General features: G+C 71.8%; 17 protein-coding genes. 8 read left to right on the top strand and 9 right to left on the bottom strand.

From position 1 onward, the window contains the following. Nucleotides 1-102: 102 nt before the first annotated feature. From K1J57_RS21365 to K1J57_RS21355, 3 genes are read left to right on the top strand one after another with little or no spacing between them, the layout of a single operon-like run. Nucleotides 103-405, top strand: coding sequence for a hypothetical protein (locus K1J57_RS21365; protein WP_220560371.1), 303 nt, complete (start codon nucleotides 103-105; stop codon nucleotides 403-405). Nucleotides 406-442: 37 nt separating this feature from the next. Next, entirely contained in the window at nucleotides 443-2,893 is a 2,451-nt protein-coding gene (locus K1J57_RS21360; RefSeq protein ID WP_220560370.1) for a hypothetical protein, read from the top strand. A gap of 13 nt (nucleotides 2,894-2,906) precedes the next feature. Then, nucleotides 2,907-4,208, top strand: a complete 1,302-nt coding sequence (locus K1J57_RS21355; protein ID WP_220560368.1) for a PQQ-binding-like beta-propeller repeat protein — start codon at nucleotides 2,907-2,909, stop codon at nucleotides 4,206-4,208. A gap of 107 nt (nucleotides 4,209-4,315) precedes the next feature. Here K1J57_RS21355 and K1J57_RS21350 read toward each other — a convergent pair whose 3' ends face one another. The 5 genes from K1J57_RS21350 to K1J57_RS21330 form a co-directional block, all read right to left on the bottom strand. Then, nucleotides 4,316-5,101 carry a hypothetical protein gene (locus tag K1J57_RS21350; protein ID WP_220560367.1) on the bottom strand — a complete coding sequence of 262 codons (786 nt, stop codon included), beginning with the start codon at nucleotides 5,099-5,101 and terminating at the stop codon, nucleotides 4,316-4,318. A 407-nt stretch (nucleotides 5,102-5,508) separates the two neighbouring features. Next, complete coding sequence (locus K1J57_RS21345) at nucleotides 5,509-6,957, bottom strand: PolC-type DNA polymerase III (RefSeq protein WP_220560366.1); 1,449 nt, start codon at nucleotides 6,955-6,957, stop codon at nucleotides 5,509-5,511. 287 nt (nucleotides 6,958-7,244) lie between these two features. Continuing rightward, entirely contained in the window at nucleotides 7,245-7,844 is a 600-nt protein-coding gene (locus K1J57_RS21340) for a hypothetical protein (RefSeq protein WP_220560365.1), read from the bottom strand. 746 nt (nucleotides 7,845-8,590) lie between these two features. Next, nucleotides 8,591-8,797, bottom strand: a complete 207-nt coding sequence (locus tag K1J57_RS21335) for a hypothetical protein (protein ID WP_220560364.1) — start codon at nucleotides 8,795-8,797, stop codon at nucleotides 8,591-8,593. 995 nt (nucleotides 8,798-9,792) lie between these two features. Next, a complete protein-coding gene (locus K1J57_RS21330; RefSeq protein WP_220560363.1) occupies nucleotides 9,793-10,632 on the bottom strand; it encodes an alpha/beta hydrolase in 840 nt (279 codons plus the stop codon). A 376-nt stretch (nucleotides 10,633-11,008) separates the two neighbouring features. Between K1J57_RS21330 and K1J57_RS21325 the strand changes: the two genes are divergently transcribed. Further along, nucleotides 11,009-11,476 carry a hypothetical protein gene (locus K1J57_RS21325; RefSeq protein WP_220560362.1) on the top strand — a complete coding sequence of 156 codons (468 nt, stop codon included), beginning with the start codon at nucleotides 11,009-11,011 and terminating at the stop codon, nucleotides 11,474-11,476. Nucleotides 11,477-11,759: 283 nt separating this feature from the next. Here the strand turns inward: K1J57_RS21325 and K1J57_RS21320 are convergent, their stop codons facing one another. From K1J57_RS21320 to K1J57_RS21305, 4 genes are all read right to left on the bottom strand, one after another. Next, on the bottom strand, nucleotides 11,760-12,710 hold the full coding sequence (locus tag K1J57_RS21320) for a bile acid:sodium symporter family protein (RefSeq protein WP_220560361.1): 951 nt from the start codon (nucleotides 12,708-12,710) through the stop codon (nucleotides 11,760-11,762). Nucleotides 12,711-12,992: 282 nt separating this feature from the next. Continuing rightward, entirely contained in the window at nucleotides 12,993-17,381 is a 4,389-nt protein-coding gene (locus K1J57_RS21315; protein WP_220560360.1) for an SbcC/MukB-like Walker B domain-containing protein, read from the bottom strand. After that, nucleotides 17,381-18,748 carry a DUF2398 family protein gene (locus K1J57_RS21310; protein WP_220560358.1) on the bottom strand — a complete coding sequence of 456 codons (1,368 nt, stop codon included), beginning with the start codon at nucleotides 18,746-18,748 and terminating at the stop codon, nucleotides 17,381-17,383. Before K1J57_RS21310 ends, K1J57_RS21315 begins: the two co-directional genes overlap by 1 nt. 283 nt (nucleotides 18,749-19,031) lie before the next feature. Next, complete coding sequence (locus tag K1J57_RS21305) at nucleotides 19,032-20,561, bottom strand: TIGR02677 family protein (RefSeq protein ID WP_220560357.1); 1,530 nt, start codon at nucleotides 20,559-20,561, stop codon at nucleotides 19,032-19,034. A 410-nt stretch (nucleotides 20,562-20,971) separates the two neighbouring features. Between K1J57_RS21305 and K1J57_RS21300 the strand changes: the two genes are divergently transcribed. From K1J57_RS21300 to K1J57_RS21285, 4 genes are all read left to right on the top strand, one after another. After that, entirely contained in the window at nucleotides 20,972-22,657 is a 1,686-nt protein-coding gene (locus K1J57_RS21300; RefSeq protein WP_220560356.1) for an ATP-binding cassette domain-containing protein, read from the top strand. A 150-nt stretch (nucleotides 22,658-22,807) separates the two neighbouring features. Further along, nucleotides 22,808-23,758: an ABC transporter ATP-binding protein gene (locus tag K1J57_RS21295; protein ID WP_220560355.1), complete on the top strand. Its 951-nt coding sequence runs from the start codon at nucleotides 22,808-22,810 to the stop codon at nucleotides 23,756-23,758. A gap of 50 nt (nucleotides 23,759-23,808) precedes the next feature. After that, nucleotides 23,809-24,534, top strand: a complete 726-nt coding sequence (locus K1J57_RS21290) for an ABC transporter permease (protein ID WP_255646467.1) — start codon at nucleotides 23,809-23,811, stop codon at nucleotides 24,532-24,534. Beyond that, the gene (locus tag K1J57_RS21285; protein WP_255646466.1) at nucleotides 24,527-25,327 is read left to right on the top strand and encodes an ABC transporter permease; all 801 of its coding nucleotides are present in this window, start codon (nucleotides 24,527-24,529) and stop codon (nucleotides 25,325-25,327) included. The genes K1J57_RS21290 and K1J57_RS21285 overlap by 8 nt, the downstream gene beginning before the upstream one ends.

Raw genomic sequence — 25,327 nt, 5'->3', positions numbered from 1 at the left:
TACCGAGAAACCAAATGAGATGAGCTCTTAAGAGCCGCCGTACCGAACGTACGAGGACTTGAGAGAAGGAAGGCGGGTGGGGGCGTGTCAGAAGGCACAGGCGTGAACGTCGACGACGCCCATGCAGGCGGATCGGATTCAGCTGAAGCCGCAGCACGGCTTCGCGATCTTCCCACTGACTTCAACGAGGCGGTCCAAACCGCTAAAAGCGCAGTCAGCGGCGCCCCTGGAGTGACCGGCTGGGGCACCTTCGGCACCGACCACGAACAGCACATGGTCGAGGTCGGCGATCACGCGCGGACACTCGCCGGGAACGTCCAGGCGGGCGCCCGCGAGGCGGCCGTGACGGATCTGGAGTCGAGCGAGGGGTTCGACATACCCATCAACGGAATCCAGCCCTACTGACCTCCTCCATCCCAGGATCACCCCAGGAGTCCATGACTTGTCCGCGCTCAGTTACAACGAATGCGAGATCGACCGTGGAACCGTCGCCTCCGCAAGGGATGCGTTCGCGGAACTCCACTCCCTCATCATCGGACGGTCCGGTGGCTACAACACCATCACAACCCATGTGGCGTTCGAGTTCTCCGACATGATCAGTGAGAATCTCAGTACAGCAGCAAATGAAAACCAGTTCGCCTGGAGCAGCTCGATGCTGGCCTGCACCCACGCCTATGGTGTCCTCGACAAGATCAGCACCGACGTGCAGTGGTACGAGAACAAGATCGAGGAGATCAAGGGAGACCTTTCCACCGCGCTCGCCAACTCCGCGGAACCTGACAACCTCATGATCGCACAGCAGATCATCGAGTCGTACAACCTCAAGGCCGACAAGGCGTGGCGAGATCTGGAGACCAGGTGTGACGAGTCCCGGGAGATATTGAAGGGGGGACCCACCCCGGAGAACATCAGGGCCCTTGCGGACGGCGGTCATTTCGGCACCAACGAGAACATCGGTTTCTACACGACCGGGGACTTCGACTACTACCACGTGGATGAGGGCCAGGCCGAGCTCATCGCCACGCACCTCGGCCATGCGGTTCTGGACGGCAATGAAGTCAGCCTCGAACTACTGGAGGACAATCCCGAGTACCTCGCGCTGATATCCGCCGTGGTCGCCCGCGGCCTGACCGCCCAGCAGAGCGGAGAAAAGCTGCTGGACGGTGAGGTCGAGTTCTTGGAGACCCTCTTCGGCGACCTTGAGGAAATCGGCGGCGACGACCAGGGCTTCCTCGGATTCGTGGACCAGGTCAACAGCAGTGAGCACATCAGCGACTCGCTACGGGAAGACATCAATCGCCACCTGGCGAACTCGATGCTCGTCCTGTCCGATGAAGGCATCGGCGGCGGTGTGGGACGGCTGCCCCAGGACGTGCGAGACGTCCTGGACATTCCCGAGTTCCCGGACGTCAACGAGCTCAACCACGATTCAGAGCTCCCCGGTTTCGCCGAGGCCTACAGCGCCTGGGGGCGCCCGTTCACCACGCTGAGCACGTTCCTTGACAGCTCCGGCCCCGGAGTCCAGGGCGGCACGGAGTTCTCCACCGCGCTCATGGGGACGGTCGCCGCCACCCTGGATATCCCCTACTTCTCCCCCGGCAAGCCAGGGGACGAGAACTTCCAGAACATCATCGAGGTGGCCAGCAGGAACGATGAGGCAAACCACATCGTTCTCACCGGCGAGGACTTCGAAGGGAACCCCTACGAACACTACGAAAGCCACGGGGACCTCAGTCCGGAGAAGTTCCTGGAGACGTTCTACACCCACAGCTGGGAGGACGACGGCGCGGCTGTCAGCGGCATCACCGACTGGATCACCGAATACCAGCAGAGCGGTGACGAAGTGAAGTCCGACATCGGGGACAGAGTTTTCCTGGACTTCGTGGACCTCGTCACATCCGAGGAGATGCAGAACAAGCTCAGCAGGACCGGGCACTCAATGGAAGACCCGGTTCTCAAGGACGACAAGGGAGATCCCATTGTTTGGGAGGACATCTCCTTCAGCCACCTGAATCCGGAGATCGCCTACTCCTTCGCAGACATATTTCTCGCCACCCTGGATGCCATGGGAAGCGACTACGGAATCGATTCCAATGCGATCGAAAGTGGCAGCGAAGAAGGGGCCAGCTCCTTCGATCCGGTGGGCAACCCACAGATCAGCATGGACAGGCGTGAAGTCTTCGCCGAGTACATCGTGGGATCCGAAGAGGCGGCAACCTTCCTCAAAACTGAGCTCTTCTTCGCCGCAACAGAAGAAATGGGACCGTACATGGGCGAGGGCGAGCGGAGCGAAGATATTCAGATCCCACAAAGAGCGGGCATATTGAACGGGATCCTCGACAATGCCCTGGCCGACGTCGGGGCAGCCCGACCGAACAACACGAACGCCTCGATCGACTACAGGAACAAGGTGACAGGGAACGTTGTGGACATCCTCTTCTCAGGGGTTCCGACACCAGACGGCCTACCCATAGCAGACATGGGAGTCGAGGCCCTCAAGGTCACCATCAAGGAATCGCTCGCAGATTCCCATGTCCCCAATCCCGAAGAGGATCATTCAGGAAAATATCTTCTCCAACTCAAGAACAACGCCATGATCCAAGCAGCCGCCGGCATGAGCCCCGAAGAGTTTCGTGAATTCGGCTTCTCCCTGCCGAGCGAGGCCGCAGTACTTGACTCTGACGGGCGACTCATCGCCAATTGGGAGGAGTGGGTTTACTCTGAAGAGGTAGAGTCGGCAGCAGGCGAACCACTTTCACCCGTAACCAGAAATGACGTCAACGACTCCATTAAATCCGGATTCAGAAATAACAGCGAGAGCCCAGTCTCCGCAAGAACTGAAACCTATGGATTGGACTACGATGAATACTACAACATTGTAACCAATTCCTAGGACAAGGGGACCGATGTCCAAGCCCGAAAGAAGCCGTCGCATGCCAGCCCTTGTTGCGGCGACCTTCCTGTGCCTGCTGAGTTCAGCCTGCTCTTCAGCGGGCTGGCCCGGCAGCCCAGGTGCTACAGGAGGTGAGTTTTCCACGCCGGGCGCCGTCGAATATGTTTCCGAAGTCGGCTGGGAATGGCAGGCACCGGAAGAAAGCAGAATACTGAATGTTGAACCCGTGGCGATGGGGGCGGCGGTGACACTCGACACGGGAATCGTCATTCTCCACGGAGACACCGGTGAAGAGGTGTGGAGCCACCTGGTCTCCGAGGAGGAGTTCTTCTCCGCAGGCCTCACTGCCGATGGTTCCGCGTTCTTGGTCGCCCGCGGACCCGACAGAGAAGAACCGCCCGAAGAGACGCTGATCCTCGACGCGGGCACGGGTGCCGTCAAGGGAGAGTTCCGGGTCAGAAAAGATCTGGCACCCTGGGATCTGCGACGAGTGTCCGAGGCCGAGCGGGTGCACCGGCCGGAAGGTGTACTGGAGGAGTACCGGCCGCTGTCGGTCATCGAGGTAGACGATGGCACACAACGCTGGCAACAGGAGAAGCCCCTGTCCTGTGAAATCGCACCCGAACTGCCCTCCAGCCAGGACGACACCGCCATCCACGGGTCGACACTGCTCGTCCTCGTCACGTGCACCCCTGAGGACGGTGGTCACCGCCCCTTCGAGTCGGCTGTAGCGGTGGTCGCCGTAGACCTGGCGGACGGAACCGAACTCTGGCGTCAGGAATTCGCCTACTCGTCAGAGAACAGGTTTCCCAGAATTTCCTTCGCCGTCGAAGAAGATTCGGTTCTACTCGCCAACAATGAGAGCCGCGAAGTGCATGCCATCGGGATCGAGAGCGGCGAAATCGAAGTGAGCGCCGAGGGGAGTGTCATCGCTTTCCATGAAAACGGAATCCTGATACAGGCGACAGCCGCTCAAGGAAGCCACTACGAGCTGCTCAACGCTGATTTGGATCCCATCGCGTCGATGGAGACCTCCGAAAACCTCGAGGAATCCGAGGAGAGCAGGCACGCCCTACCTTTACCAGAAGGCGTAGTAGGTGTCGAAATCGTTGAAAGCGACACCGACGAAACAACGGCAACCATCGGATTCACCTCATGGGAAACCGGGGAGACCAAACTCCTCGATCCTGGTCTGCCCGCCCTTCAGAGCACGAGTCTCTCCCAGTTCCCGGGATCCCTGGTCGGCGTCCCTGGGGCTGTGCTACTGGTCGGCGGAGAACACTGGGGAGAAAACGAACTGATCGCCTATCAGTGACGAATGATCCCAACCTTCTCCTCCACCCGGGTAGCGAAGATACGGATAAGCCGAGCACGGGGCCTGCTTCGTGAGCACGCCGCCCCTCGGGCCGGGGCTTACCGGGGTCAGGGAGCGGGGTCGGTGGGGAAGGCCTGCTGGAGGCGGGTCAAAGTGGTCTCGGTGATGACGTCCTCCTTGACCAGGGGTACGAGCGAGCGGCGGACGATGAGCGGGTGCCTGGCCGGGTCGGGGCAGATGAACAGGGACACGAGGCGCGCGATGCGGATGAGGCCGGTGAAGTCGCCGAGGAGGACGCTGCCGGCGCACTTCCAGACCGCGGTCAGCGCGGCCTCGGCAAGATGGTTCTGCACCGGTCCCCAGTCCGGAGGGATCTCGCCATCGAGGAGGACCTGCTTGGCGAGTTCCGGTACTCGGTCGGAGTAGCGCTGGACCGTGTCCCCGGCCCCGGAGAGTTCGGCAAGGAGGGTGCACCAGAAGTGCCCAGGGATGGTCTTGTCCAGCTCCTTGGCGCCGGGGAAGCGGTCGGGATGCTGTGCGGCATGGCGGTGCAGTTCGGGCAGGGCCGTGTCGTGCAGGGAGTGGCCCAGGTCGCGCCCCGCGGTGATGAGGTCGGGGTCGCGGGCGAGCCAGTCGGCGGCGTCGGCGGCCGCACATGTGGTCCCGGCCCGCTTCAGCCGTAGGGTGGGGGCCTGCAAGCGGTTCTCGCGGGTCTTGCCGGTTCCGAGGGCGGACACCCATTCCAGGTCGGTGTGGCGGCGGAAGCGGTCGCGTTCGCTCGGAGATCCCGCCGCGCGTTCGAAGTGGGCGGGCCAGCCGTGCAGGCTGCCGCCACAGCCGGAGCAGCGGCAACCGGGGTTTTTGGCGTTCGCGCAGGAGTGGTTGTGCGCCATGGGGCCTCCGTGGGGGTGGGACCGGCCTCGGAGGGGTACCGGGCCGCTCCGTTCTTCCTTTCACGGAGGAGGTGGTACCGGGTATCCGTTACGCGGTCATTGTGCTGTGACCACACGGTGACAGGTGTCTGCCAGTGGGCAGTGCCGGGAGTGGCACATGGCTCGCAGAGAGGAGAGAGGAGAGGGCGACGAATGCGGTTGAGGAGGGGCTGACATCGACAACACCAGGGGAATTCGTACACTCCCAGGGGATTTTCACATGACGCTCCACCGGGAGCCGGAGGCGCCGACAGGACGATCACCATCGTCACGGACTGAACGCCGGGCCGGACCCCGTACCCGGTCACCTCCGGTCCTCCGATGCGCTCACCGGAGGACCGGAGGTCTTCAAAGGTCCGATAGCCGTTTCAGAGGGGCCACAGGGCGGCCGCGACAGGCCGACGTTCCGCACGGTCCCGGTCGGCGTAGGGGGCCACGAACTCGCGGTGGTAGTCCCCTGGGCCGAGTTCCCGGGGCCGCCAGGAGGCCCGCCACGAGCGGTCGTTCTCGCCGGCGCCGCGGTCGTCGTCCTCCACCGGCTCCCGCTCACCGAACAGACGGGACTCCGCCTGGCTCACCGCCTCGCGCAGCACCTCACGGGCCTGTTCCGGCGTCGCCACACGGTGGCCGCCCTCGATGGCGCGCCGCACCTTGGGATCGGTCTCCCCCTCTTCGGCGATGACCAGCCGCACGGTCTTGGTGACGTTGACCCCGATGGCCGCCCCCTGGGAACCCGCGTACGACACGGCCTCGTCGATGGCCTCTGACGTCCCGACCGGCACGATGCGCCACCCCTTGAGGGGTCCGTTCCTGCGCTCCCGTTCCTGCGCAGCCAGGTTCAGCAGGTCCTGGATGACGTGTCCGGTCCCCAGGTAGGCCGCCGCCCTCTCCAGCTCCCGCAACTCGGCCGAGGTCACCACGCCGTCGGCCTCCGCCCGGGTCCGTGCCTCCAACAGCACCTGCTCGTGCACCCTGCGGATCGTGGTCTGGGTGAACCCCGCCGCGGTGGCCAGTTCCGCGAGCCGTTCGGCCTCCTCCGCAACGACCTTCCCGTCGGCCAGGGCCTGGTCGAGGGTCGCCCGGTAGACGGTTGCTTCTCGGGGCGAGGGTTCGGGCGAGGGGTCCATATCGGGCAGCGCCGCGGCCAGGGTGGAGAGCCACCCCTTGTCCACACCGTTCATGTCGACGATGTAGGGGGTGATGACACCCGTGCGCGGCACCGCCAGGAGCGCCACGGGCGCGGGTCCGTTCCAGTGCAGGGGCTGTGGGCCCTCCGCGATGAGGATGCGCAGCACGTGCGCGAGTTGGCGGGCGCTGGACAGCGCGTTCGACCGCCACGCCGGCCAACCCCCGATCAGCAGCCGGTACAGGTGCCGCTGCTTGTAGGGCCAGGTGTCGAGCTGGCTGCGCAGGAGCCGGAGCGTGCACAGGCCCGGAACTCCGGAGACTCGCACGCCCATTCGGTTCAGCTCGCTGTCGAGGAACCGATCCTCGTGGTCGAGCTTGTGGGCGACCACCACCGCATCCGCCAGGTGGGCGAGCAGGTCCCCCGCGACCCGGTCGAAGCCGGGGGCCTTGGCGACGTGGGCGTCGGTGATCTCCGCGTGTTCCTCGTAGGGGACCGGGCGCCGGGGATTGACCAGGGTGGAGTACTCGCCCACGACGGCGCCGTCTCCGCGCATGCGGGCAACGGCCACCTCGTAGATCCGGTCATCGCGCTCGGGGTGGTAGCCGGTGGTGGCGACATCCAGGACGGCGAACAGCATCCACCGGGGATCGTGTCCCGGGGTTCGGGTCAGGTGGCCTTCGGTGAACATGCGTCACCTTCCAGTTCGTGGTCGTAGGGGAATGGGTCACGCGACAACCGGAGGTGATGAGCGGGAACAACCTCGCCGACGGCCCGGCCCACCATGGGGACAGCGGTGGCGAACAGGACCTGCATCGGAATTACCACGCCGGGCACGGTCGGCGTGGCGAAACCACAGAAATCGGTCAGGCACCGTTCCGGCCGTGCTCTGTGACCGGGCGCGCGGCGACAGTGCGGCCGGGATCCAGCGGTCCCGGCAGGAGCTCCGCCAGGGCAGGAGGGCTCACGCTTGCCAAATCACTTCCGAGAGCGGCTCCTGCGCCTCGTCTCGTTCTCCGCGTACCGACGCAGCCGTGTCCAGCGGGCCAGGGTCTGTTCCCGGCCTTCGGCCTCCGGCATGCGGCGCAGGTCGGCGAGCACGCGGTCGCAGAGGGAGAGCGCCGTGGCGGGGTCCCGCTTGATGAGCCACCGGACCCTGGGGAAAGCGGCGTCGTCCCCAGAGGGCATCACCACCTTGGGCGAAGCGGCGCCCCCTGCATTCTCACGAGAGGGTGCTCCGCCGTTCACCCGCTGCTGTGCACGCTTCCTCTGTCGAGAGGGCTCGCCGCCCCTCCTGGCCCGGGGCACCGCCCCCTGAGCCCCGACCCGTGCCCGGGCCGCGTCACGACAGGCCTTGAGGAGACGACGCATCCTGTCCCCCTCCTCACCCGCCTCCCGCATGAATCCGGCTCCGGAGGCGAGCAGTTCCGTGCAGAGGCGGGCGGCGGCGTCGAAGCGCCTCCGGTTCAGGAGTTCCAGTGCCACCGGGCGCGCGGCGTCCAGATCGGCCATGCCCGTGGGTTTCCTGCCCCTCAGCCAGGACTCATCCAGGGGAATCTTCTCCTTCTGAACCGCCACGGTTTTTCTTGTAGGGGCGATGAACAGCGGCTTATCGCGTTCGGAGCGCACTCGTCCGGTGACTTTACGGGAGGCATTCTTCTTCGCAGAAGCCACCCCTTTTCCGCTCGCTTTTCGCGTGCCCCTCTTCGCGGAAGAACGGGGAGCAGGGGCCACACGGGCTTCCCCGGCCGGCTTCTCCCGGCGATCCGAGGAGCTCTTCCTGCCAGAGTCCACCGGCAGCGGCGCACGGGGGCGCGGGACCCTCGGGGCGTCCCTGCCCCAGTGCTCACCGCAGCGCAGCTCGCGGTTGCTCGACCAGTCGTTCTCATGGTCGGGGCGGTCCCACATCGTGGACAGGCTGGCGTTGCGGTCGGTGCATCCCGGGTACTCGCACTGGTTCCCGGTGTGACCGGTGTTCACGGCCAGAGGTTTCCTGGCGTTCGACCTCGAAGAATCCCCGGCGCTCATCACAACCTCCGCAAAGGACGCACAGAAAACGCCCCTCGGAATACCGCCCTGAACCGGCTATGGGAGAAGAACACTACTCTCACCACCACGATCTCTTCTTAACGATAAGGACTCGCCCGCTCCACAGCGTGGCCGATTTCGGCCAGGAGGGCACCGCGGAAAGCGATACGTCGATGTCTTTCGCCATTCGCTCGGCTCGGGAAAAGAAGCGCCCCCGCCGTTGAGGTGGCCACCGGGGTCGGATGACGACCGCTCAGCCGGGCTGTGTGGGGAGCGGGGGTTCGGCGCTCATTTCGTCAGCTGTGGGTGTCCCTTTCGATCTGGGCCAGGGCCCCGTCCCACACGTCCTTTCCTTCCACCCAGGTCCACAGCCAGTGGCGTAGGGACGGCGCCGCGTAGCGCAGGCCGTCATGGGGGCTCTGGCCCCGGTCCGGTTCCCAGCCGTCGGCGTCCCAGAGGAGCACCGGGTGGTCGACCGCGATCAGGGAGACGTACCACTCCATGGAGCAGCCGCCGCCGGTCAGGAAGAACCATGACGTCGGTGGTGCCCATCCCGGGCGCTGTTCCCGGACGGAGGTCGCGCAAGGCCACTCCCGCACGTGCCGGGGCGGAACGCCGCGCGGTGTCAATGATGCGAGACCGCCCTCCGGACCGAACCCTCCGTCACCGATCTCGGTGTACATGCGCCGGAGCAATGCGGGAAGCCGGTACCCCAGATTGTGTTCCGCCTGTTCGACCTCGGCCATCGTGACAGGCGGAAAGGGTTCGTCCGGGAGGTGGCCAGGGGAGGGGATCGAGTCTCCCCTGCCCCACGCACATGCGTGCAGCCTCTCCAGGAGCTCCTCATCGTTCGCAGCGGTGCGGTGGGGGGAGTCCGTCATGGACCGGAACTGTAGTGAGGGGCGCAGCGGGACCACGCTCCGGGGCGAGAGGCCGCGCAGGACCACGGGCGGGGCGGATCGCCCCCACCGGAGCGGGGATGGCCATGGGGCCATGGCGGGGATGCGGCCAGGTGGTGGGCTAGGGCGCAGGCGGTAGGGCCGCACTTTCGGGGCCCCGGGGGCTGTGCGGACACCGGGGACGGCGCGGCAGCGGTGGGGGCTCCGGGCTCGGGTGTGGCCGGGCCGACCCTTCGTCCAGGGCGTGGGACCAGGGGCGTCTGGACCTGACGGTGGAGGCGCTGGTGCTGCGGCCGGAGTTCGCGGCGCTGTTCACGGAGGAGGAACTGGGACGGGCGCGGGGGCGGCTGGAGCAGTTCGGGTACCGGTTCCCGAATGAGTAGGGGCGGGCCGGCCCCTTCCAGACCCCGAAATCCCCCCATGGACTGGTTGCCGGGCGAGTAGGGGGCGGACGCCCCCTCCCGGGCCCCGAAATCCCCCATGGACCGGTTGCCGGGCGGGTAGGGGCGGGCCGGCCCCGGCGGGGTCCGCCGCCGGGGCCGGCGGCCCGCCCGGCCGTGGGGCGGCAGGGACACGGCCGGGCGGGGGTCGGGGCGGGGTCAGGGCCAGTTCTTGTGGTCGATGTCCCAGTCGGTGCCGCACAGGCCGCAGTCGGTGCCGAGGAACTCGGCGCGGGCGGCGGCGTCGCCCTTGAGGTGCCAGCGCAGCCAGGCGGTGCCGACGCGGCCGTACTCGCCGCCGTTGGGTTCGGCGAAGGTGCCGTAGTGGCCGACGTCGAGGTGGCCGATGAAGGCGGGCAGCCCGGCGGGGAGCTTGGAGTAGTCGTCCAGGGCGTTGGGGTGGGCGATGTCGCTCGGGCCGCCGGTGAAGTAGGCGATCGGGGCGTGCAGGTCGTCGAGGAGGTCGTCGTCGCGGTCGGTCAGCAGGCCGCTGTTCCAGAGCACGGTGGTGGTGACGCGGGGGTCGTCGGCGACCTCGTAGGCCTCCAGGCCGCCGCAGGACTGGCCCATGACGGCGATGCGGTCGGTGTCGATGTGCCCGCGGTACTCGCTGAACGGGCGGGTGTTCTCGTCGACCGCCCAGTCGACGGCCTCCGTCAGCATCTCCGGGTCGGTGCTTCCGCTGCCGCCGGGGCGGCCGTTGGCGATGACGAGGAAGCCGTGGGAGGCGAACTCGGTGAGGATGTTCTCGAACCAGGTGCCGTCGGCGCGGCAGGCGCCGTTGCCCCACACGACGATGGGCAGGGGCTCGTCGTCGGGCAGGTCGACGGGGCGGTAGATCGTGTGGTCGCGCAGGCGCCAGGTGGTGGTGTACTCCGCGGCGTAGGGGCCGGTGCCGCCCGCGGCAGCGGCGGTGGCGGGCGCAGCGGGGGCGAGGGTGAGGACCGTGAGCACTCCCAGGAGCAGGGCGGTGGGGCGGGCCGATCGTCGTCGGTGCATGGGGGGTTCCTCTGGGGGTGGGGTGACTTTCGTTCAGCGCGCTGCACCCGAATATCGGCCCCTGGTGAGGAGGCGTCAACGGGGTGTGACCGAGGACGGGTCGTTTCCCTGATCCGGCGGGCGGCGGTGTCCGCGGGGAGGCGGGGCGGGGCCGGTGGTCTCCCCGATGGGAAGGGCCGGCGGGAGGGGAACCGGGCGGGCGCCGGGGGGATCGGAGTCCGGTGGAGGTGGCCGGATGGGCGGGCGTGGGCGGCGGAACGTGCGGAGGCGGCGGGCGGAGCACCGGGGGGCACCGGGGGCGCCTCGGCCGGAGTCCTCCGGGCGGTTTCCGAGGGCGCCGGGCGGGTCGCCGGCCCGGCGGCTGGGGCTGGTGGCGGTGAGCGGTCTGCTCGCGTACTTCTTCCTCGCGGTGGGTGTGCAGTTCGGCGGTCACGAGGTGCGGGCGCTCGGGGCCGCCTACGGGTGGTCCGGGGAGGCCGGCCGGGTGACCGTGACCCACGAGGCCCAGGTGCGCCGGGAGGTGCGGTGTTACGGGACCTTCGATCCGGGCGACGGCCCCGCGCGGGAGGGGGTGTGGTTCCACTCCTCGCACGGGTGCGCGCCCGGCAGGGTCGTCGGCGCCCGTCTCGTGGACGGTGAGGAGACATGGGTGTCGACGACCCTGGAGGACCGGGCCTACGAGGTCGGGGCGCCCGGGGGTGTGTTCGGCTCGGTGCTGTTGCTGCTGGTCATCGGGCTGCTGTGTTTCGGCTTGGGCGGGCTGTTCGGGCTGGGGGCGGCGGCCGTGGGAGGCGGGCTCGCGCTGGAGGCGGTGCGCCGCCTCCGCGGGGGTCAGTCGAAGTGACAGCGGGGGTGGGGGACGCGCCGCCGGCGCGGGCGGCGGGCATGGGGCACCGCGACCGGGACGGGCGGGAGCGCCGGTGCGGGCGGCGGGGGCGGGGTGGGGAGGAGGTGTGCGCCGGTCGTGGTCAGGGACAGGGCGAGGAGGCCGGAGAGGATGCGTGCCATGGCCACAGCCTGACAAGCATCACTCTCCGGCGCGACACGATCACGCGAAGAAGGGTGTCCGGTTTCGGACCCTGAATGCGCGTGTGGGTCCGGTCGTGCCCGGGTAGCCGGTTCTCCCGTCAGGGGGTCGGAGCGGGCTCGTCCTTCGGGGCGCGGCGGGCCCAGTAGGTGGCCAGCGCCGAGCCGGACAGGTTGTGCCAGACCGAGAAGAGGGCGCCCGGCAGCGCGGCGAGCGGGGAGAAGTGGGCGGTGGCCAGGGCGACGGCCAGGCCGGAGTTCTGCATCCCCACCTCGACGCTGACGGCGCGGCGGGCGCTGTCGGGGAGGCGTCCGACGACGCCGACCAGGTAGCCCAGCCCCAGCCCCAGGCCGTTGTGCAGGACCACGGCGAGCGCCACCAGCAGGCCGGTGCCCAGGACGGCGTCGGCGTTGGCGCCGACGATGCCCGCGACGACGACCACGATGCCGGTCACCGAGATGAGCGGCAGCGCCGGCAGCAGGCGTTCGACCAGGTTCGGGGCGGCCATGCGCAGCAGGAGGCCGGCGACGACCGGTCCCAGGACGATCTGCAGGATCGACAGGAACAGGTCGCCGGCGGCCACCGGCAGGGTGGACCCGGCCAGGCCCAGGACGAGCAGGGGCGTCAGGACGGGGGCGAGCATCGTGGAGATGGAGGTCATCGCCACCGACAGGGCGACGTCGCCGCGGGCCAGGTAGACGATCACGTTGGAGGCGGTACCGCCCGGGGAGGCGCCGACCAGGATCATGCCGACGACGAGCAGCGGCGGCAGGCCGAGCAGGTGGGCGATGCCCCAGCCCAGGGCGGGCATGACCGTGTACTGCGCCAGGACGCCGAGCAGGACCGCCCTGGGGTGGCGGACGACGATCGCGAAGTCGGCCGGGCGCATGGTCAGGCCCATGCCGAACATGATGATGCCGAGCAGCAGCGAGATGTACGGGGTGACGGGCGCGGTGGCCGCGGGCAGCAGGAGGCCGAGCACGGCTCCGCCCAGGACCAGGAGCGCGAACCACCGGCCGGTGAAGTCCGCGATGTTCTTGATGGTGTTCATCTGTGGCTTTCCCGAAGAGTTCTCCGGGGCGGTCGGGACCTCCCCGCCCCGGGCGGTCACCGCCCCGTGGGGGTCGACGCCGCCCGGCCAGGGTAGCCCCCGCCTTCCCTTCGGGTGCCGACCGGGGCCCGGGGGCGGCCCCGCAGGGGCGTCCGCGCAGGCCGTACAGGCCGCGCAGACCGGACGAGGCGAACAGCAGACGGCGGATGGGAGGGCGGCCGGGGCGGGTGTCCGCCCGGGCCGCCCCCGTGCCGCGGGTTCAGGGGGTCGGCCGCGGGCCGGTCACGCCGCCTCCCCCGGCTCGGGTGCGCCCTCCTCCCCCGGTCCGGACGGGCCCGGGGCGTCGTCGGTGCCGACGGGGAGGGTGCCCTCGGTGGCCAGGGGGACGAACCGGCTCGGGGTGATGCCGAGCAGGTGGGAGGACAGGGCGTCGTTGCCGGAGAACCCGGCGTCGGCGTCGACGACCTGGGCGCCGTCCCACAGCATGAACATGGCGGAGACGGTGTGGGACGCCTTGTCGTGGTGCATGTCGTAGTGGGCGGCCATGGGGACGCTGTCGTAGTGCACCCACAGGTCGTGCCCGGTCATGAACACGTCGAGGTCGAAGGTGACGGTGAGCCCCATCAGCTCGGGCTTGTAGCGGTCGTCGATGCCGGCGAACGCCTCGTCCAGGGCGATCAGGCGCGGGCAGGTGGCGCGTGCGGAGGAGTACAGGGCGTTGGCGGCGGCGAACAGGGGCAGGTGGATGGCGGCGGACTTCTCGCCGCCGGACATCTCCTCGTGCTTGGCCTTGGTGAGGCGGACCTCGTCCTGGCCGGGGACGGCCTTGCGCAGCTCGAACCGGTACCACTCGCGGTAGTCCAGGACCGCGGCCAGGACCTGCTTGTAGGTGGCGCGCGGGTGGGCGGCGTGGTACTCGCGGATCAGGTCGCGCAGCAGGCCGCGCAGTTCGGTCAGGCCGTCCTGCCCCAGGCCGGCGGAGTCGCGGCGCAGCAGGTCGGCGACGGCGCGGCGGCGGTCGGTGAGGTGGTCGGCGCGGGTCCAGCGGATGCCGATCCGGGTGCCGGAGGTCATCGGCCGCGAGCGGGTGTCGGAGTCCATGCTGCGGACCAGGTCGCGGGCGGTGCGGACGCGTTCGTGGATCTGCTGGGCGACGGCGGAGAGGAGCTCGTCCTCCAGGACGCCGCGCTCCTCGCGGCGGAGCAGGGCGTCCTGCTCCTCGACGCGTTCGGCGACCAGGCGCGCGAAGGCCGGGAGGGGGTTGCGCCCGGCCTCGTCGTTGACGTGGACGACGACGAGGCCGCTGGGGTCGGCCTCGTGGTCCACCTGGTGGCCGTCGGCGGTGGCGGCGAGGGCGTCGGTGAACACCCGCAGCGCCTCGGACATGCGGGTGCCCGCGGTCTTGAGGGCGGACTCGGTGACGGGTGCGGTGCCGACGGTCGCGGTGAAGGCGTCCAGGGTGTCGGCCGCGCCCGGGGGCAGGACCGAGCGCAGGGCCTCGGCGGGGTCGGTGCCGCCGGTGACGGCGGCGGTCACCCGGTCGGCGGCCTCCTCGGCGCCGGGCCACAGGGCCGGGGCGGGCCAGGCGCGGTCGCCGTCGATGCCCAGCAGGGTCCGGGTGCCGGGTCGGGTGAGCGGTGCCAGTCCCGCGCAGTGCTCGAACACGGCCTCCAGGGCGAGCAGGAGGGAGGAGCGGCCGTTCTCGATCCCGGCCTCGGCGCGGACGGCGTCCTCGCGGGCGGAGGTGGCGCGTCGGCGCAGGTCGGCGAGGGCCGAGCGGGTGCGGGCGAGGTCCTCCTCGGTGCGGCGCAGCCGGTCGATGACCTCGCGGGCGGGGGCGTCGACGCTCTCCTGGCGGACCTGGAGCCGCGTGACGGTCTCGGCGTGCTCGGCGGCGCGCTCCTCGTGGGAGCGGGTGTCGGCGGTGTGGGCCCGGGTGAGGCGTTCGATGGTGGCGGTGCGCTCGGCGAGGTCGTGCTCGGCGCGTTCGACGTCGGCGCGGGTCTGGACCAGGGCGCGGTGGGCGGCGCGGAACGCCTCCAGGGCCGCGGCCACGGCGTCGAGGTCGGCGGGCGCGGTGGGCAGGGAGCGCTCGGCGGCGGCCGCGCGCAGCCGGGTGCGGTGGGCGTCGACGTCGGCGGTGGCGGAGTCCAGGCGCAGGCGGGCCCGGTCGAGGGCGGCGCGGGCCCCGGCGACGAGGGTGGCGTGGTGCTCGACGGTCTTGAGGGCGCGGGCGACGGGCGCGGTGTCGGGCAGGTCGGTGCGGGCCAGCGCGAACGCCTTGACCCGGTCGGCCGCGGCCGCGAGGCGCTCCTCCAGGTCGGAGAGTTCGGCGGTGAACGCCTGGATGCGGGCGTCGAGGTCGGCCAGGCGCTCGCGTCGGCGGGCGGCGCGGTTGGTGGCGCCGATGAACTCGGGGGCGGCCTTGGGGCCGGCGCCCGCCAGCACCCCGAGGGAGAAGTGGCCCGCGGTGCTGATGTGGGCGGTGGGGAGATCGGAGATGCCCGGAGTGGTGGAGGCTCCCGGTGCCGCGGTACCGCCAGAGGAGGCGGAGACCGCGGAGATCCCAGGTGCCGTGGTGCCGCCGGAGACCATGGGGATTCCAGAGGCCACGGGGTCGTCGGGGGCGTCCGCCAGGGCGACGGAGGCGAGGAGGCGGTCGATCACGTCCGCGGGGACGTGGTCCTGCTCCTCGGCGACCAGGACGTCGGCCAGGGTGGGGCCCGCGGGGGCGCCCTCCTGCGGGGTCGGGACCAGGTGGGCGTCGGCGGCGCGGCCGTCCAGGGCGGCGCGGGCGGCGTCCGGGTCGGGGTGGACCCAGGCGGTGAGCAGCCCGGCGGCGTCCAGGGCGCCCTCGATCCCGGCGGCGCGGGCCGGGTCCAGGCCGTCGGCGAACCGGACCAGCCGCCACAGCGGGGCGCCCGGCCGCCCCTCGCGCGGGGCGGTCCGCGCCCGGTCGGCGGGCGGGGCGTCGTCGCGCTCGGCGGCGACCTCGGCGCGTTCGGCGCGCGCCGCCGCCAGGTCGGCGGTGATCCGCTCGCGGTCCGCGGCCAGGCGGTGCTCGTGGCGGATCGCGTCGGTGCGCGCGGGGTCGGTGAGGTCGGTGAAGACCTCCGGGAGGGTGGGCGCGCCGGGCTGGCCGCAGGTGTCCAGGGCGGCGTCGAGCGCGGGCAGGGACGCCCGGTCGCAGACCGCGCCCGGCCCCTGGGCCCAGCGGCCGGACCAGGCCGCGAGCGCGTCGGCGGCGTCGGCGCGGGCGGACTCCAGGCCGGCCTCGGCGCCGGCGCAGGCCTCCTCGGCCTCCGTCAGGGCGGTCAGGGCGCGGGCGGCGTCGGCGTCGGCGCGGGCGCGTTCGGCCTCGACCCGGTGCAGGTCGGCCAGGTGCGCGCGGACCCCGTCGAGGTCGGCGGCGCGGGCGGCGGCCCGGGCCCGGGCGGTCTCGGGGTCGGTGTCGGCGGGGCCCTCGCCGTCGCCGGTGATCCCGGCCAGGTCGGCGGACTCCTCCAGTTCGGCGAGCAGGTCGGCGATGGCGGAGCGCCGCTGCTCCAGGTGCCGGGCGACCCCCTCGGCCTCCTCGCGCAGGCGGGCGATCTCCTCGCCCTGGCGGTGCAGGCGGCGCTCGGCCTCGGCGAGTTCGCGGCCGCGGTCGTCGCTGTGCCGCAGCTCGACCTCCAGGGCTCGGGCGTCGCGCAGCGCCTCGCTCTCGGACAGGCCCCGGCGGACCGCGTCCAGCCCGGCGGCCTCCTCGTCGGCCCGGGCGACCTCCGCGGCCAGGCGCTCCCCCTCGGCGGTGGCGGCGGCCAGCGCGGCGGTGTGCCCGGCGAGGGCGGAGATGTACTCCTGCGCCCGGGCCAGGGAGGCGGCGACGCCGGAGGTCCGGTGCCGGGCGTGGGCGGTGAGGTAGGCGGTGTAGGAGGCGGTGAACGCCTCGACGGCGGTGTGGGCGGCGGTGGCGTCGTCGAACCGGCGCTGGACCGCGGACAGGTTGGCGAAGTCGCGGGCGGCCTGGTCGATGAGCTCCTCGTCCACGGGGCTGAGCCCGGCGGTGAGGGTGTCGGAGACCTTCTCGGGGTCCAGGTCCTTGGCCAGCAGCGGGCGGCGCAGGGCCAGCAGCAGGTCGAGGAGCTGGATGTAGCGGTCGCCCAGGCCGAACAGGCGGGCGTCGACCGCGGCCCGGTAGTCGGCGGCGGAGGTGTGGTGGGCGCCCTCGCCCAGGGCCACCTTGAGCTGGCGCTCGGTGAGGGGGCGGTTGTCGGTGGCCAGCAGGCCGAAGTCGACGCCCAGGCGCTTGTCGGTGACGAAGAAGGAGGTGGCGACGCCGTCGCGGTGCTGCTGGGCGCGCAGGCCGATGACGAGGGTGACGGTCTCGGGCCGGGACCCCTCGCCCGGGCGGGCGAACTCCATCCACACGAACCCGTACTCGGCGTCCTGCCCCCGGTAGAGGAGGTTGGACTTCATGGTGCGGTTCTGGCCGCTGAAGGGGTCCAGGCGGCGCGGGTCGGTGTGGCCGTCCAGGATGAACGGGAACAGCACCTCCAGGGCCTTGGTCTTGCCGGAACCGTTGTGGCCGCGCAGGACCAGGCGCCCGTCGGCGAAGGTGAACTCCTCGTCGACGTAGTCCCAGACGTTGATCACCCCGGCCCGGGTGGGCTTGAAGCGGGCGGCGGACATCAGGTTCCTTCCGGTTCGAGGCCCAGGGGCAGCATGCCGGTGTCGGGGCGCTGGGGCAGCGCGCCCTGGATGTTGCGGTAGCGCAGGGCGGCGGGCAGGACGAGGACGCCGCCGGGGACGGGGCGCAGCAGGGACAGGTCGGTGAGCAGTTCGAGGGCGGCGTCGAGCAGTCCGCGGGGGTCGCGCTGCCAGGCGGCGGTGAAGGAGGCGGCGCCGAACTCGGCGAACAGGTCCTCGACCATCGCCTCCAGGCGGCCCTGCTCGATGAGCGGCGCGGTCGCGGGCTCGGGGGCCGCGGCGGCGGTGGCGGGAGGGGTCCAGGCCAGGGCGCCGACGACGCCCTCGCGCGGCAGGGCGGAGTCGATGCGGGCGGCGAGCTCGGCGTGGGCGTCCGGGGCCGCGGGCAGCGGCAGGTGGGTGAGGGCGGCCCGGGCGGTCTCCATGCGGTCGGCGATCTTGGCCAGCAGGAGCCCGGCGGTGCGGTTGACGGCGCTGCCGCGCCCGGGGAAGGGGCGGTCGGTGAACAGCCCCCCGGGGTCGGCGAGCAGGACGCCCTCGGCGCGGCGCTCGACGGTCAGGCCGGTGAGGCGGGCGACCTCCTCGGCGACGCCGGGGGCGCGCAGGGCGTCGGCGACGTCGGGGGTGACGTCGGCGTAGTGGACGACGGGGTGTTCGACGAGGAGCCGGCGGGCACGGCGGGCGGTCTGCTCGCGGGTGGGCTCGTCGGGGTGGTGGACGAGCAGGCCGGTGACGCCGGTGACGTGCTGGACGGGGCGCACGGGGCGGAACAGCACCTCGCACACCTCGTGGTCGATGTCGAAGAGGGCGTCGGCCTGACCGTGGCCGCCGGCCCACGCCTCCAGGGAGCCGTCGGAGACGTGCAGGGCGCCGTGGTCGACCAGCCAGGAGCAGACGTCGACGAGGGCGGCCTTGTGGGTGCCGTCGGTGGGGTCGTAGCCCAGGCCGCCGACGGCGTTGGCGGAGGGGGTGAAGTGGCGGATGAGGTCGGCGAGGCTCACCTCGACCTGGGAGCGCTGGAAGGAGGCGAGCAGCAGGCACAGGTAGGCCAGGCGGCGCCGGTCGAAGGGGCGGCCGGCGCGCGCGAAGACCTGGCGCTGGGTGGGGTCCAGGGTGTCGGGGGCGCGGACCAGGCGGACGTGTTCGGTGGTGGCGATGAGGGTGTGGCCGAACAGCTCGCGCAGGTCCTCGGACAGCTCGTCGGCCCAGCGCAGGACGTTGGCGAGCACTCCGGGGCGGGGCCGGTCGCGGGTGATGATGTCGCAGGTCAGGACCCGGCGCATCGCCTGCTGGTAGGCCCCCAGGTCGGCGGGGTCGATCCGCTGCGCGGGGCGGCGCCGGCGGCTCATCGCCCCTCCCCCGGGCGGGTGGGGACGCGGGGCGCGGACACCCGCGGCGCCGCGCCGGGAGCGGCCGCGCACAGGCGGGCGGCGCCGGGCCGGACGGCGGCCCGCGGGCGGGCGGCCGCGGTGTGGGCGGGCATGCCGGGTGCGGGCGCGATGCGGGCAGACCCGGTGCGTGCGGGCGCGCCGTGCACGAATGCGGTGCGTGTGAACGCAGTGCGCTCGGGCGTGCCGGGTGCGGGCGCGCCGTGTGCGAAGGCGGTGTGTGCGGCGGGGCGGGGCGGGCGGCTCATCGGGCGGCTCCACGGGCGCGGGGGGCCAACTCCAGGCGCATGCCGGGCAGGTGGAGCAGGCCACGGGTGGTGCGGACGGTGCTGCCGGTGTCGCTGGGGACCAGCCGGACCAGGGTGCCCTCGTCGGTGCCGGTGGCCGAGGACAGCCGCCCGGCGACGACGGCGCGCGACTCCAGGGCCCGGGTGATCAGGCGCAGCAGTACGCGGGTGTCGACCTCGTCCAGGACCCGGTCGTGGGCCCCCTCCTCGGCCAGGCGGGCGGCGGCCTGGCGGTCGGCGGAGCGGTCGGCCGCCTGGCGGCGGCGCAGCTCGGCGCGGGCGTTCGGGTTGCGGCGCACCGGCTTGGGCACCCCGGCGGTGGGCGCCTTGCCGCTGCGGAACAGCGTCACCGACACCTCCACGCCGGGGGCGTCCCACCAGGTGGCGTTCGGGGAGATCTGCTCGTCGTCCTCGTGGGCGACGCCCAGGTGGCGGGCGGAGCGGACGTTGAACGCGGCGCCCATGAGGGCGTGCGCGGCCCCCTCGTCGGGGGTGTCGAAGACCCACTGCGCCAGGTGGCGCAGCTGGGTGGCCCGGTTGACCCCGCCGCGCCGGGCCTCGGTGAGCTGGCGCAGCAGCGCGATGACCCCGGAGGTCGCCGAGCGGGTGGCGGCGTGCAGTTCGGCGGCACGGGTGGGCGCGCCGCCCTCGGTGGTGAACCAGCCGCGCAGCGCCGACCAGCGCCGACGCCAGTCGTCGAGGCGCTCGTCGCGGTCCATGAAGAGCCGCTCGTCGGTGTCGGCGGCGCGGGCCAGCAGCGTGGTCAGACCGGTGTCCTCCACCTCGCGCACCGCGCGCTCCAGGCGGGGCTGGTGGCGGTCGAGCTCGGCCATGAACTCGGTCATGTGGACCAGCAGGGCGTTCTTGTACCTGAGGAAGGTGTCCGGGGAGGCGTCGGTGGAGCGCAGGATCTCGCCCAGGGTGACGTGGAACTGGGCGGAGCGGCGGCCCATGTCCTCCATCACGGTGTCCAGGCGCGACAGCCGGCGGTAGACGTGCTCGGCGCGGCCGGTGCGGTTGGCGTCGGCCAGGGCGCGCAGGTCCTCCAGGACGTCGGAGAGGACCAGGCGGGACAGGTTGACGTCCTCGCTGCGGGCGCCCAGGACGCCCTCGACCGCCCGGTAGGCGCGGTAGCCGAGCTCGCTGAACTGGTAGACGGACTGGCGGTTGCGGTAGCGGGCGAGGTTCCCGGCCCGGGAGGCGTCGTCGAAGCGGTGGACGACCCGATCGGCGTACAGCTCGTCGAGGCGGTAGCGCAGGTCGGCGGTGTCCAGGGCGGGCACCCCGTCGTGGGCGGCGGCCAGCTCGCGCAGGGTGGCGGCCAGGTCCTCGGCGCCGGCCTGCACCCGGTGGACCTCGCGCAGCCGGTCCAGGGCGCGCAGGATCCACAGGTAGGTGACGTGGTCGTCGCGGCGGGTGAAGTTGAACAGCTGGAAGCGGTCGCTGATCGTGAGCGCGTCCAGGTCGAGAGCGCTGCGCTCGGCCACCCGTGGTTCCCCGTTCCCCTGTGTGCTGCCGGTACGTCGCGGCCGCGCGGCGGCGGCCCTCCCCGCGGCCGCCCGTCTCCCCCGTCCGGCCGTCGGGCACTGGCCATTATCGCAGCGCGCGACGACGGTCCGTCCCGGGACGGCGACGCCTGTGGACGGCGGCTCCGGAAGCGGCGCGCACGCGGGCGGCGCGGAGGCGGACCGCGGCCCGGGGGCGAACGGCACGGTGGCCGGCCGTACCCGAACGGACGGTGCCGGCGGGCGGGGCCGGGGCGGACCACGGCACGGGGCCGGGCGGCCGCGGGGCGAAAACCCGTTGCCGGGCGGTTCGGGGGCGTGGCAGCCTGCCGGGAGGCGCGCGGGCCGGGCCGGGCGCCTGGACCTGTCGCCGACCCCGGTGGAGTACGGCCGTGGGCCACATCGATGTCAACCGGGTGTCCCACACCCTGCCGGACGGGCGGGTGCTGCTGGACGAGGTGTCCTTCCGGGTCGGCGAGGGCTCGGTCACGGCCCTGATCGGGGCGAACGGCGCGGGCAAGAGCACCCTGCTGCGGATCGTCCGCGGAGCGGAGCGCCCGCAGTCGGGGGCGGTCACCCTGGACGGCGCCCTGGCGGTGATGGACCAGTTCGTCGGGCACGTGCGCGACGAGACCACGGTGCACGAGCTGCTGGTGTCGGTGTCGCCGCCCGCGGTGCGCGAAGCGCACGCCGACCTGGAGGCGGCCGAGGCCGCGATGATGGTCGACGACGGCGAGAAGACCCAGATGCGCTACGCCGGGGCGATCGCCCGGTACGGGGACGCCGGCGGCTACGAGGCCGAGGTGGTGTGGGACCAGTGCTGCACGGCGGCGCTGGGCGTGCCCTACGAGCGGTGCCGGTGGCGCGAGGTGCGCACCCTGTCCGGCGGCGAGCAGAAACGGCTGGTGCTGGAGTCCCTGCTGCGGGGTCCGGCCCCCCTGCTGCTACTGGACGAGCCCGACAACTACCTGGACGTGCCGGGCAAGCGCTGGCTGGAGGAGGCGCTGCTCGCCACCCCCAAGACGGTGCTGCTGGTGTCCCACGACCGCGAGCTGCTGAGCCGGGTGCCGGACCGGATCGTCACCCTGGAGCTGGGGGCGGCCGGGAACACGGCGTGGACGCACGCCGGTGCCTTCGGCACCTACCACGAGGCGCGGCGGGAGCGGTTCGCGCGCCTGGACGAGCTGCGCAGGCGGTGGGACGAGGAGCACGCCAAGCTCAAGGCCCTGGTGTCGATGTACAAGCAGAAGGCGGCGTACAACTCCGACATGGCGTCGCGGTACCAGTCGGCGCAGACCCGGCTGCGCCGGTTCGAGGAGGCGGGGCCGCCGGAGAAGCTGCCCCGGGACCAGAGCCTGCGGATGCGGCTGCGCGGCGGGCGCACCGGCAAGCGCGCCCTGGTGTGCGCCGGCCTGGAGCTGACCGGGCTGATGCGCCCGTTCGACCTGGAGGTCCACTACGGGGAGCGGGTCGCGGTCCTGGGATCCAACGGCTCGGGCAAGTCGCACTTCCTGCGGCTGCTGGCCGGGGGAGGCTCGGACCCCGAGGGGACGCCGCTGTCGGAGGAGGAGCGGGCCAGGGGGGCGCCGGTGCCGCATGAGGGCCGGGCCCGGCTGGGGGCGCGGGTGCTGCCGGGGTGGTTCGCGCAGACGCACGAGCACCCGGAGTTCGCCGGCCGGACGCTGCTGGACATCCTGCACCGGGGCGAGGGCTCCCGGAAGGGGGTGCCGCGGGACGAGGCGGGCCGGGCGCTGGATCGCTACGAGCTGGCGCGGGCCGCGGAGCAGACCTTCGACACGCTGTCGGGCGGGCAGCAGGCGCGGTTCCAGATCCTGCTGCTGGAGCTGTCGGGGGCGACGATGCTGCTGCTGGACGAGCCGACCGACAACCTGGACGTGGTGTCGGCGGAGGCGTTGGAGGCGGCGCTGGACGCCTACGAGGGGACGATCCTGGCGGTGACGCACGACCGGTGGTTCGCCCGGGGGTTCGACCGTTTCCTGGTGTTCGGCGCGGACGGGAACGTGTACGAGTCGGACGAGCCGGTGTGGGACGAGGGCCGCGTGCAGCGCGCCAGGTGAGGGCGCCGGGCCGGGGCGCGGCCGCCGGGGCCGGCGACCCCGCGGGGTCGCCGGCCCCTTGTCCTCCGCCCGGGACGGGGGTAGGGTCGATTTATCTCGACATCAAGATAAATGTGAGCGGCGAAACCCCACCCCCTGGAAGGTCCGCGCATGCAAGCCCTGGAGATCTCCGGCCTCACCCGCACCTACCGACGCAGGGGAGGTGAGGAGTTCCACGCGCTGCGCGGCCTGGACCTGGACGTCCCCCGCGGCGAGGTGCACGGCCTGCTCGGCCCCAACGGCGCCGGCAAGACCACCCTGTGCAAGATCGTCTCCACGGTGCTGCTGCCGACGGCGGGCACCGTCCGGGTCCTCGGACACGACGTCGTCACCGACACCGCCCGGGTCAAGGAGCGCCTCGGTATCGTCTTCGGCGGTGAGAAGGGCCTGTACGAACGGCTCACCGCCCGGCAGAACCTCACCTTCTGGGCGTCGCTGTACGGCCTGGGCCGGGCCGCCCGCCGCCGCAGGGTCGACGAGCTCCTGGAACGGGTCGGGCTCGCCGACCGGGCCGACGAGCGCGCCGGGGACTTCTCCCGCGGCATGAAGCAGCGCCTGCACCTGGCCCGGGGGCTGGTCTCCGACCCCGGGGTGCTCATCCTGGACGAGCCCACCGTGGGCATGGACCCCGTCGCCGCCCGCGACTTCCGCGCCCTGGTCGGCGAGCTGCGCGGCCGGGGCACCACCGTCCTGATGACCACCCACGACATGGCCGAGGCGGCGGCGCTCTCCGACCGGGTCTCCCTCATCGACCGGGGGACCCTGGTCATGACCGAGTCCCCCGCCGCCGTCGGCGACCTCGTCTCCGCCTACGAGCGGGTGGACGCCCGCGGCGTCCCCGGCCGGGTCCGCGAGTCCCTGGCCGGCCTGCCCGGGGTGGTGTCGGTGACCTCCCCCGAGGAGGGGCTGACCCGGGTGGAGACCTCCTCCCCCGACGCGACCCTGGCGGTGCAGCGCGCCCTGGTCGAGGCCCGGGTGCGCGACGTGGCCCGCAGCCGCCCCGACCTGGAGGAGGTCTACCTCCACCTGGTGGGCGAGCGGGGCATGGCGGTGGGCGAGTGAGGACGGCGCTCACCGGATTCGCGCTGGGATCCGGTTTCCAGGCCCGGACCATGGCGCGCAGTGTGGACACCTACTTCACGCTGGCCACGGTCCCGATGACCACCGCGGTGCTGCTGTCGATGATGCTGTACAGCGGGCGCACCGACCTGGCCTCCTACGCGGTGGTGGCGCCCACCCTCATGGCGCTGTGGACCGCGGCGCTGATGTTCGCCGGGGAGATGATCGCCGAGGACCGCGAGAACGGACGGCTGGAGCTGCTGGTCGCCTCCCCGGTGTCGCCGACCGCTCTGGTGTTCGGTCGGCTGTGCGGGGCGATGCTGGTGTCCCTGCCCGCGTTCGGGCTGGCCATCGCCACCGCGGGGCTGCTGTTCGGGCACTGGGTCACCGTCCATCACCCGGCGGTGTTCGTGCTCTCGGCCCTGGCCACGGCACTGGCCACCGCTGCCACGGCCACCGCCCTGTCGGCGCTGTTCATCGCCGCGCCGGGGGCGCGCATCGTGCAGAACACGCTGTCCATGCCGGTGTTCCTGCTGTCGGGGGTCGTGGTGCCGCTGGCGTTCCTGCCCCTGTGGGCGGCGGCGCCGGGCCGTCTGCTGTACCTGTCCTGGGGCGCGGACCTGTTCCGCGACTCCCTGGCGCCGGGGCCGGTGGAGCACGCGGCGGCGCGGCTGGCCGCGGTGCTGCTGCTGGGGGCGCTGGCACTGGCCTTCGGCACGCACACCATGGACCGTTTCCTGCGCCGCGCCCGGGCCGAGGGGAGCCTGTCCCGTGTCTGACCTGATCGCGCCGGTGGCGCGTACCGTGCGCCAGGGCGCCGTCGTCTCCCGCGCCGACTTCCGGGCGTTCTACACCTGGAAGACCTGGCTGTTCGGCTGGCTGGTGCGACTCCTGTGCCAGGTGCTGTTCTACTCCACGGTGGGGGTGCTGGTCGGCGACCCGGAGTACACGCGGTACATCGTGCTGGGGGCGGCGGTGACGGTCTGCGTGGCCGAGGCGATGCTGGCGGTGGCCTCCACCTGCTGGGACCACCACCGGGGCACGATGGGGCTGCTGGCCGCCTCGCCGGTGTCCCCCGGGTGGTTCTACTTCGGCCGCAGCCTGCAGTGGCCCGCCTCGTCGGTGGCGACCACGTCGGTGGCGCTGCTGGCCCTGCCGCCTTTCTTCGGGGTCCAGTGGGCCTGGTGGCAGGTGCCGGTGCTGGTCGGGATCGTGGCGCTGACCTGCCTGTCCACCTACTGCATGACGCTGCTCGTCGCCTCGGTGGCGCTGGTCTTCCCCGAGGCGCGCAACGTCATCGGCAACATCGCGTCGTCGCTGGTCGTCGTGGTCAGCGGGGCGATGGTGCCGGTGGAGTACTGGCCCGTCCCGGTGCAGTGGGCCGCCCAGGCCCTGCCCGCGGTCCACGGGCTGGCTGCGGTGCGGCTGCTGGAGGCGGGCGCCCCGGCCGCCGCCGTGGCCGCCGAGACGGGATGGATGCTGCTGGCCGCGGCGTGCTGGCTGGCGGCGGCCCTGGCGGCCTTCCGGTGGATCTTCGCCCGCGCCCGGATCGACGGCTCCCTCCTGGGCTGA

Origin of the sequence: Nocardiopsis sp. MT53 (genome assembly GCF_019598965.1) — a bacterium.
GTDB classification, from domain to species: Bacteria; Actinomycetota; Actinomycetes; order Streptosporangiales; family Streptosporangiaceae; genus Nocardiopsis; species Nocardiopsis changdeensis.
The sequence above is the reverse complement of the archived record's forward strand: the minus strand, read 5'-3'. Positions and strand labels throughout refer to the sequence as shown.

Coding starts and splice junctions, on each gene's coding strand:
- K1J57_RS21320 (WP_220560361.1), bottom strand. CDS start 12,710: ATGAACACCATCAAGAACATCGCGGACTTCACCGGCCGGTGGTTCGCG.
- K1J57_RS21335 (WP_220560364.1), bottom strand. CDS start 8,797: ATGGAGTGGTACGTCTCCCTGATCGCGGTCGACCACCCGGTGCTCCTC.
- K1J57_RS21295 (WP_220560355.1), top strand. CDS start 22,808: ATGCAAGCCCTGGAGATCTCCGGCCTCACCCGCACCTACCGACGCAGG.
- K1J57_RS21310 (WP_220560358.1), bottom strand. CDS start 18,748: ATGAGCCGCCGGCGCCGCCCCGCGCAGCGGATCGACCCCGCCGACCTG.
- K1J57_RS21355 (WP_220560368.1), top strand. CDS start 2,907: ATGTCCAAGCCCGAAAGAAGCCGTCGCATGCCAGCCCTTGTTGCGGCG.
- K1J57_RS21330 (WP_220560363.1), bottom strand. CDS start 10,632: ATGCACCGACGACGATCGGCCCGCCCCACCGCCCTGCTCCTGGGAGTG.
- K1J57_RS21350 (WP_220560367.1), bottom strand. CDS start 5,101: ATGGCGCACAACCACTCCTGCGCGAACGCCAAAAACCCCGGTTGCCGC.
- K1J57_RS21345 (WP_220560366.1), bottom strand. CDS start 6,957: ATGTTCACCGAAGGCCACCTGACCCGAACCCCGGGACACGATCCCCGG.
- K1J57_RS21315 (WP_220560360.1), bottom strand. CDS start 17,381: ATGTCCGCCGCCCGCTTCAAGCCCACCCGGGCCGGGGTGATCAACGTC.
- K1J57_RS21290 (WP_255646467.1), top strand. CDS start 23,809: ATGGCGCGCAGTGTGGACACCTACTTCACGCTGGCCACGGTCCCGATG.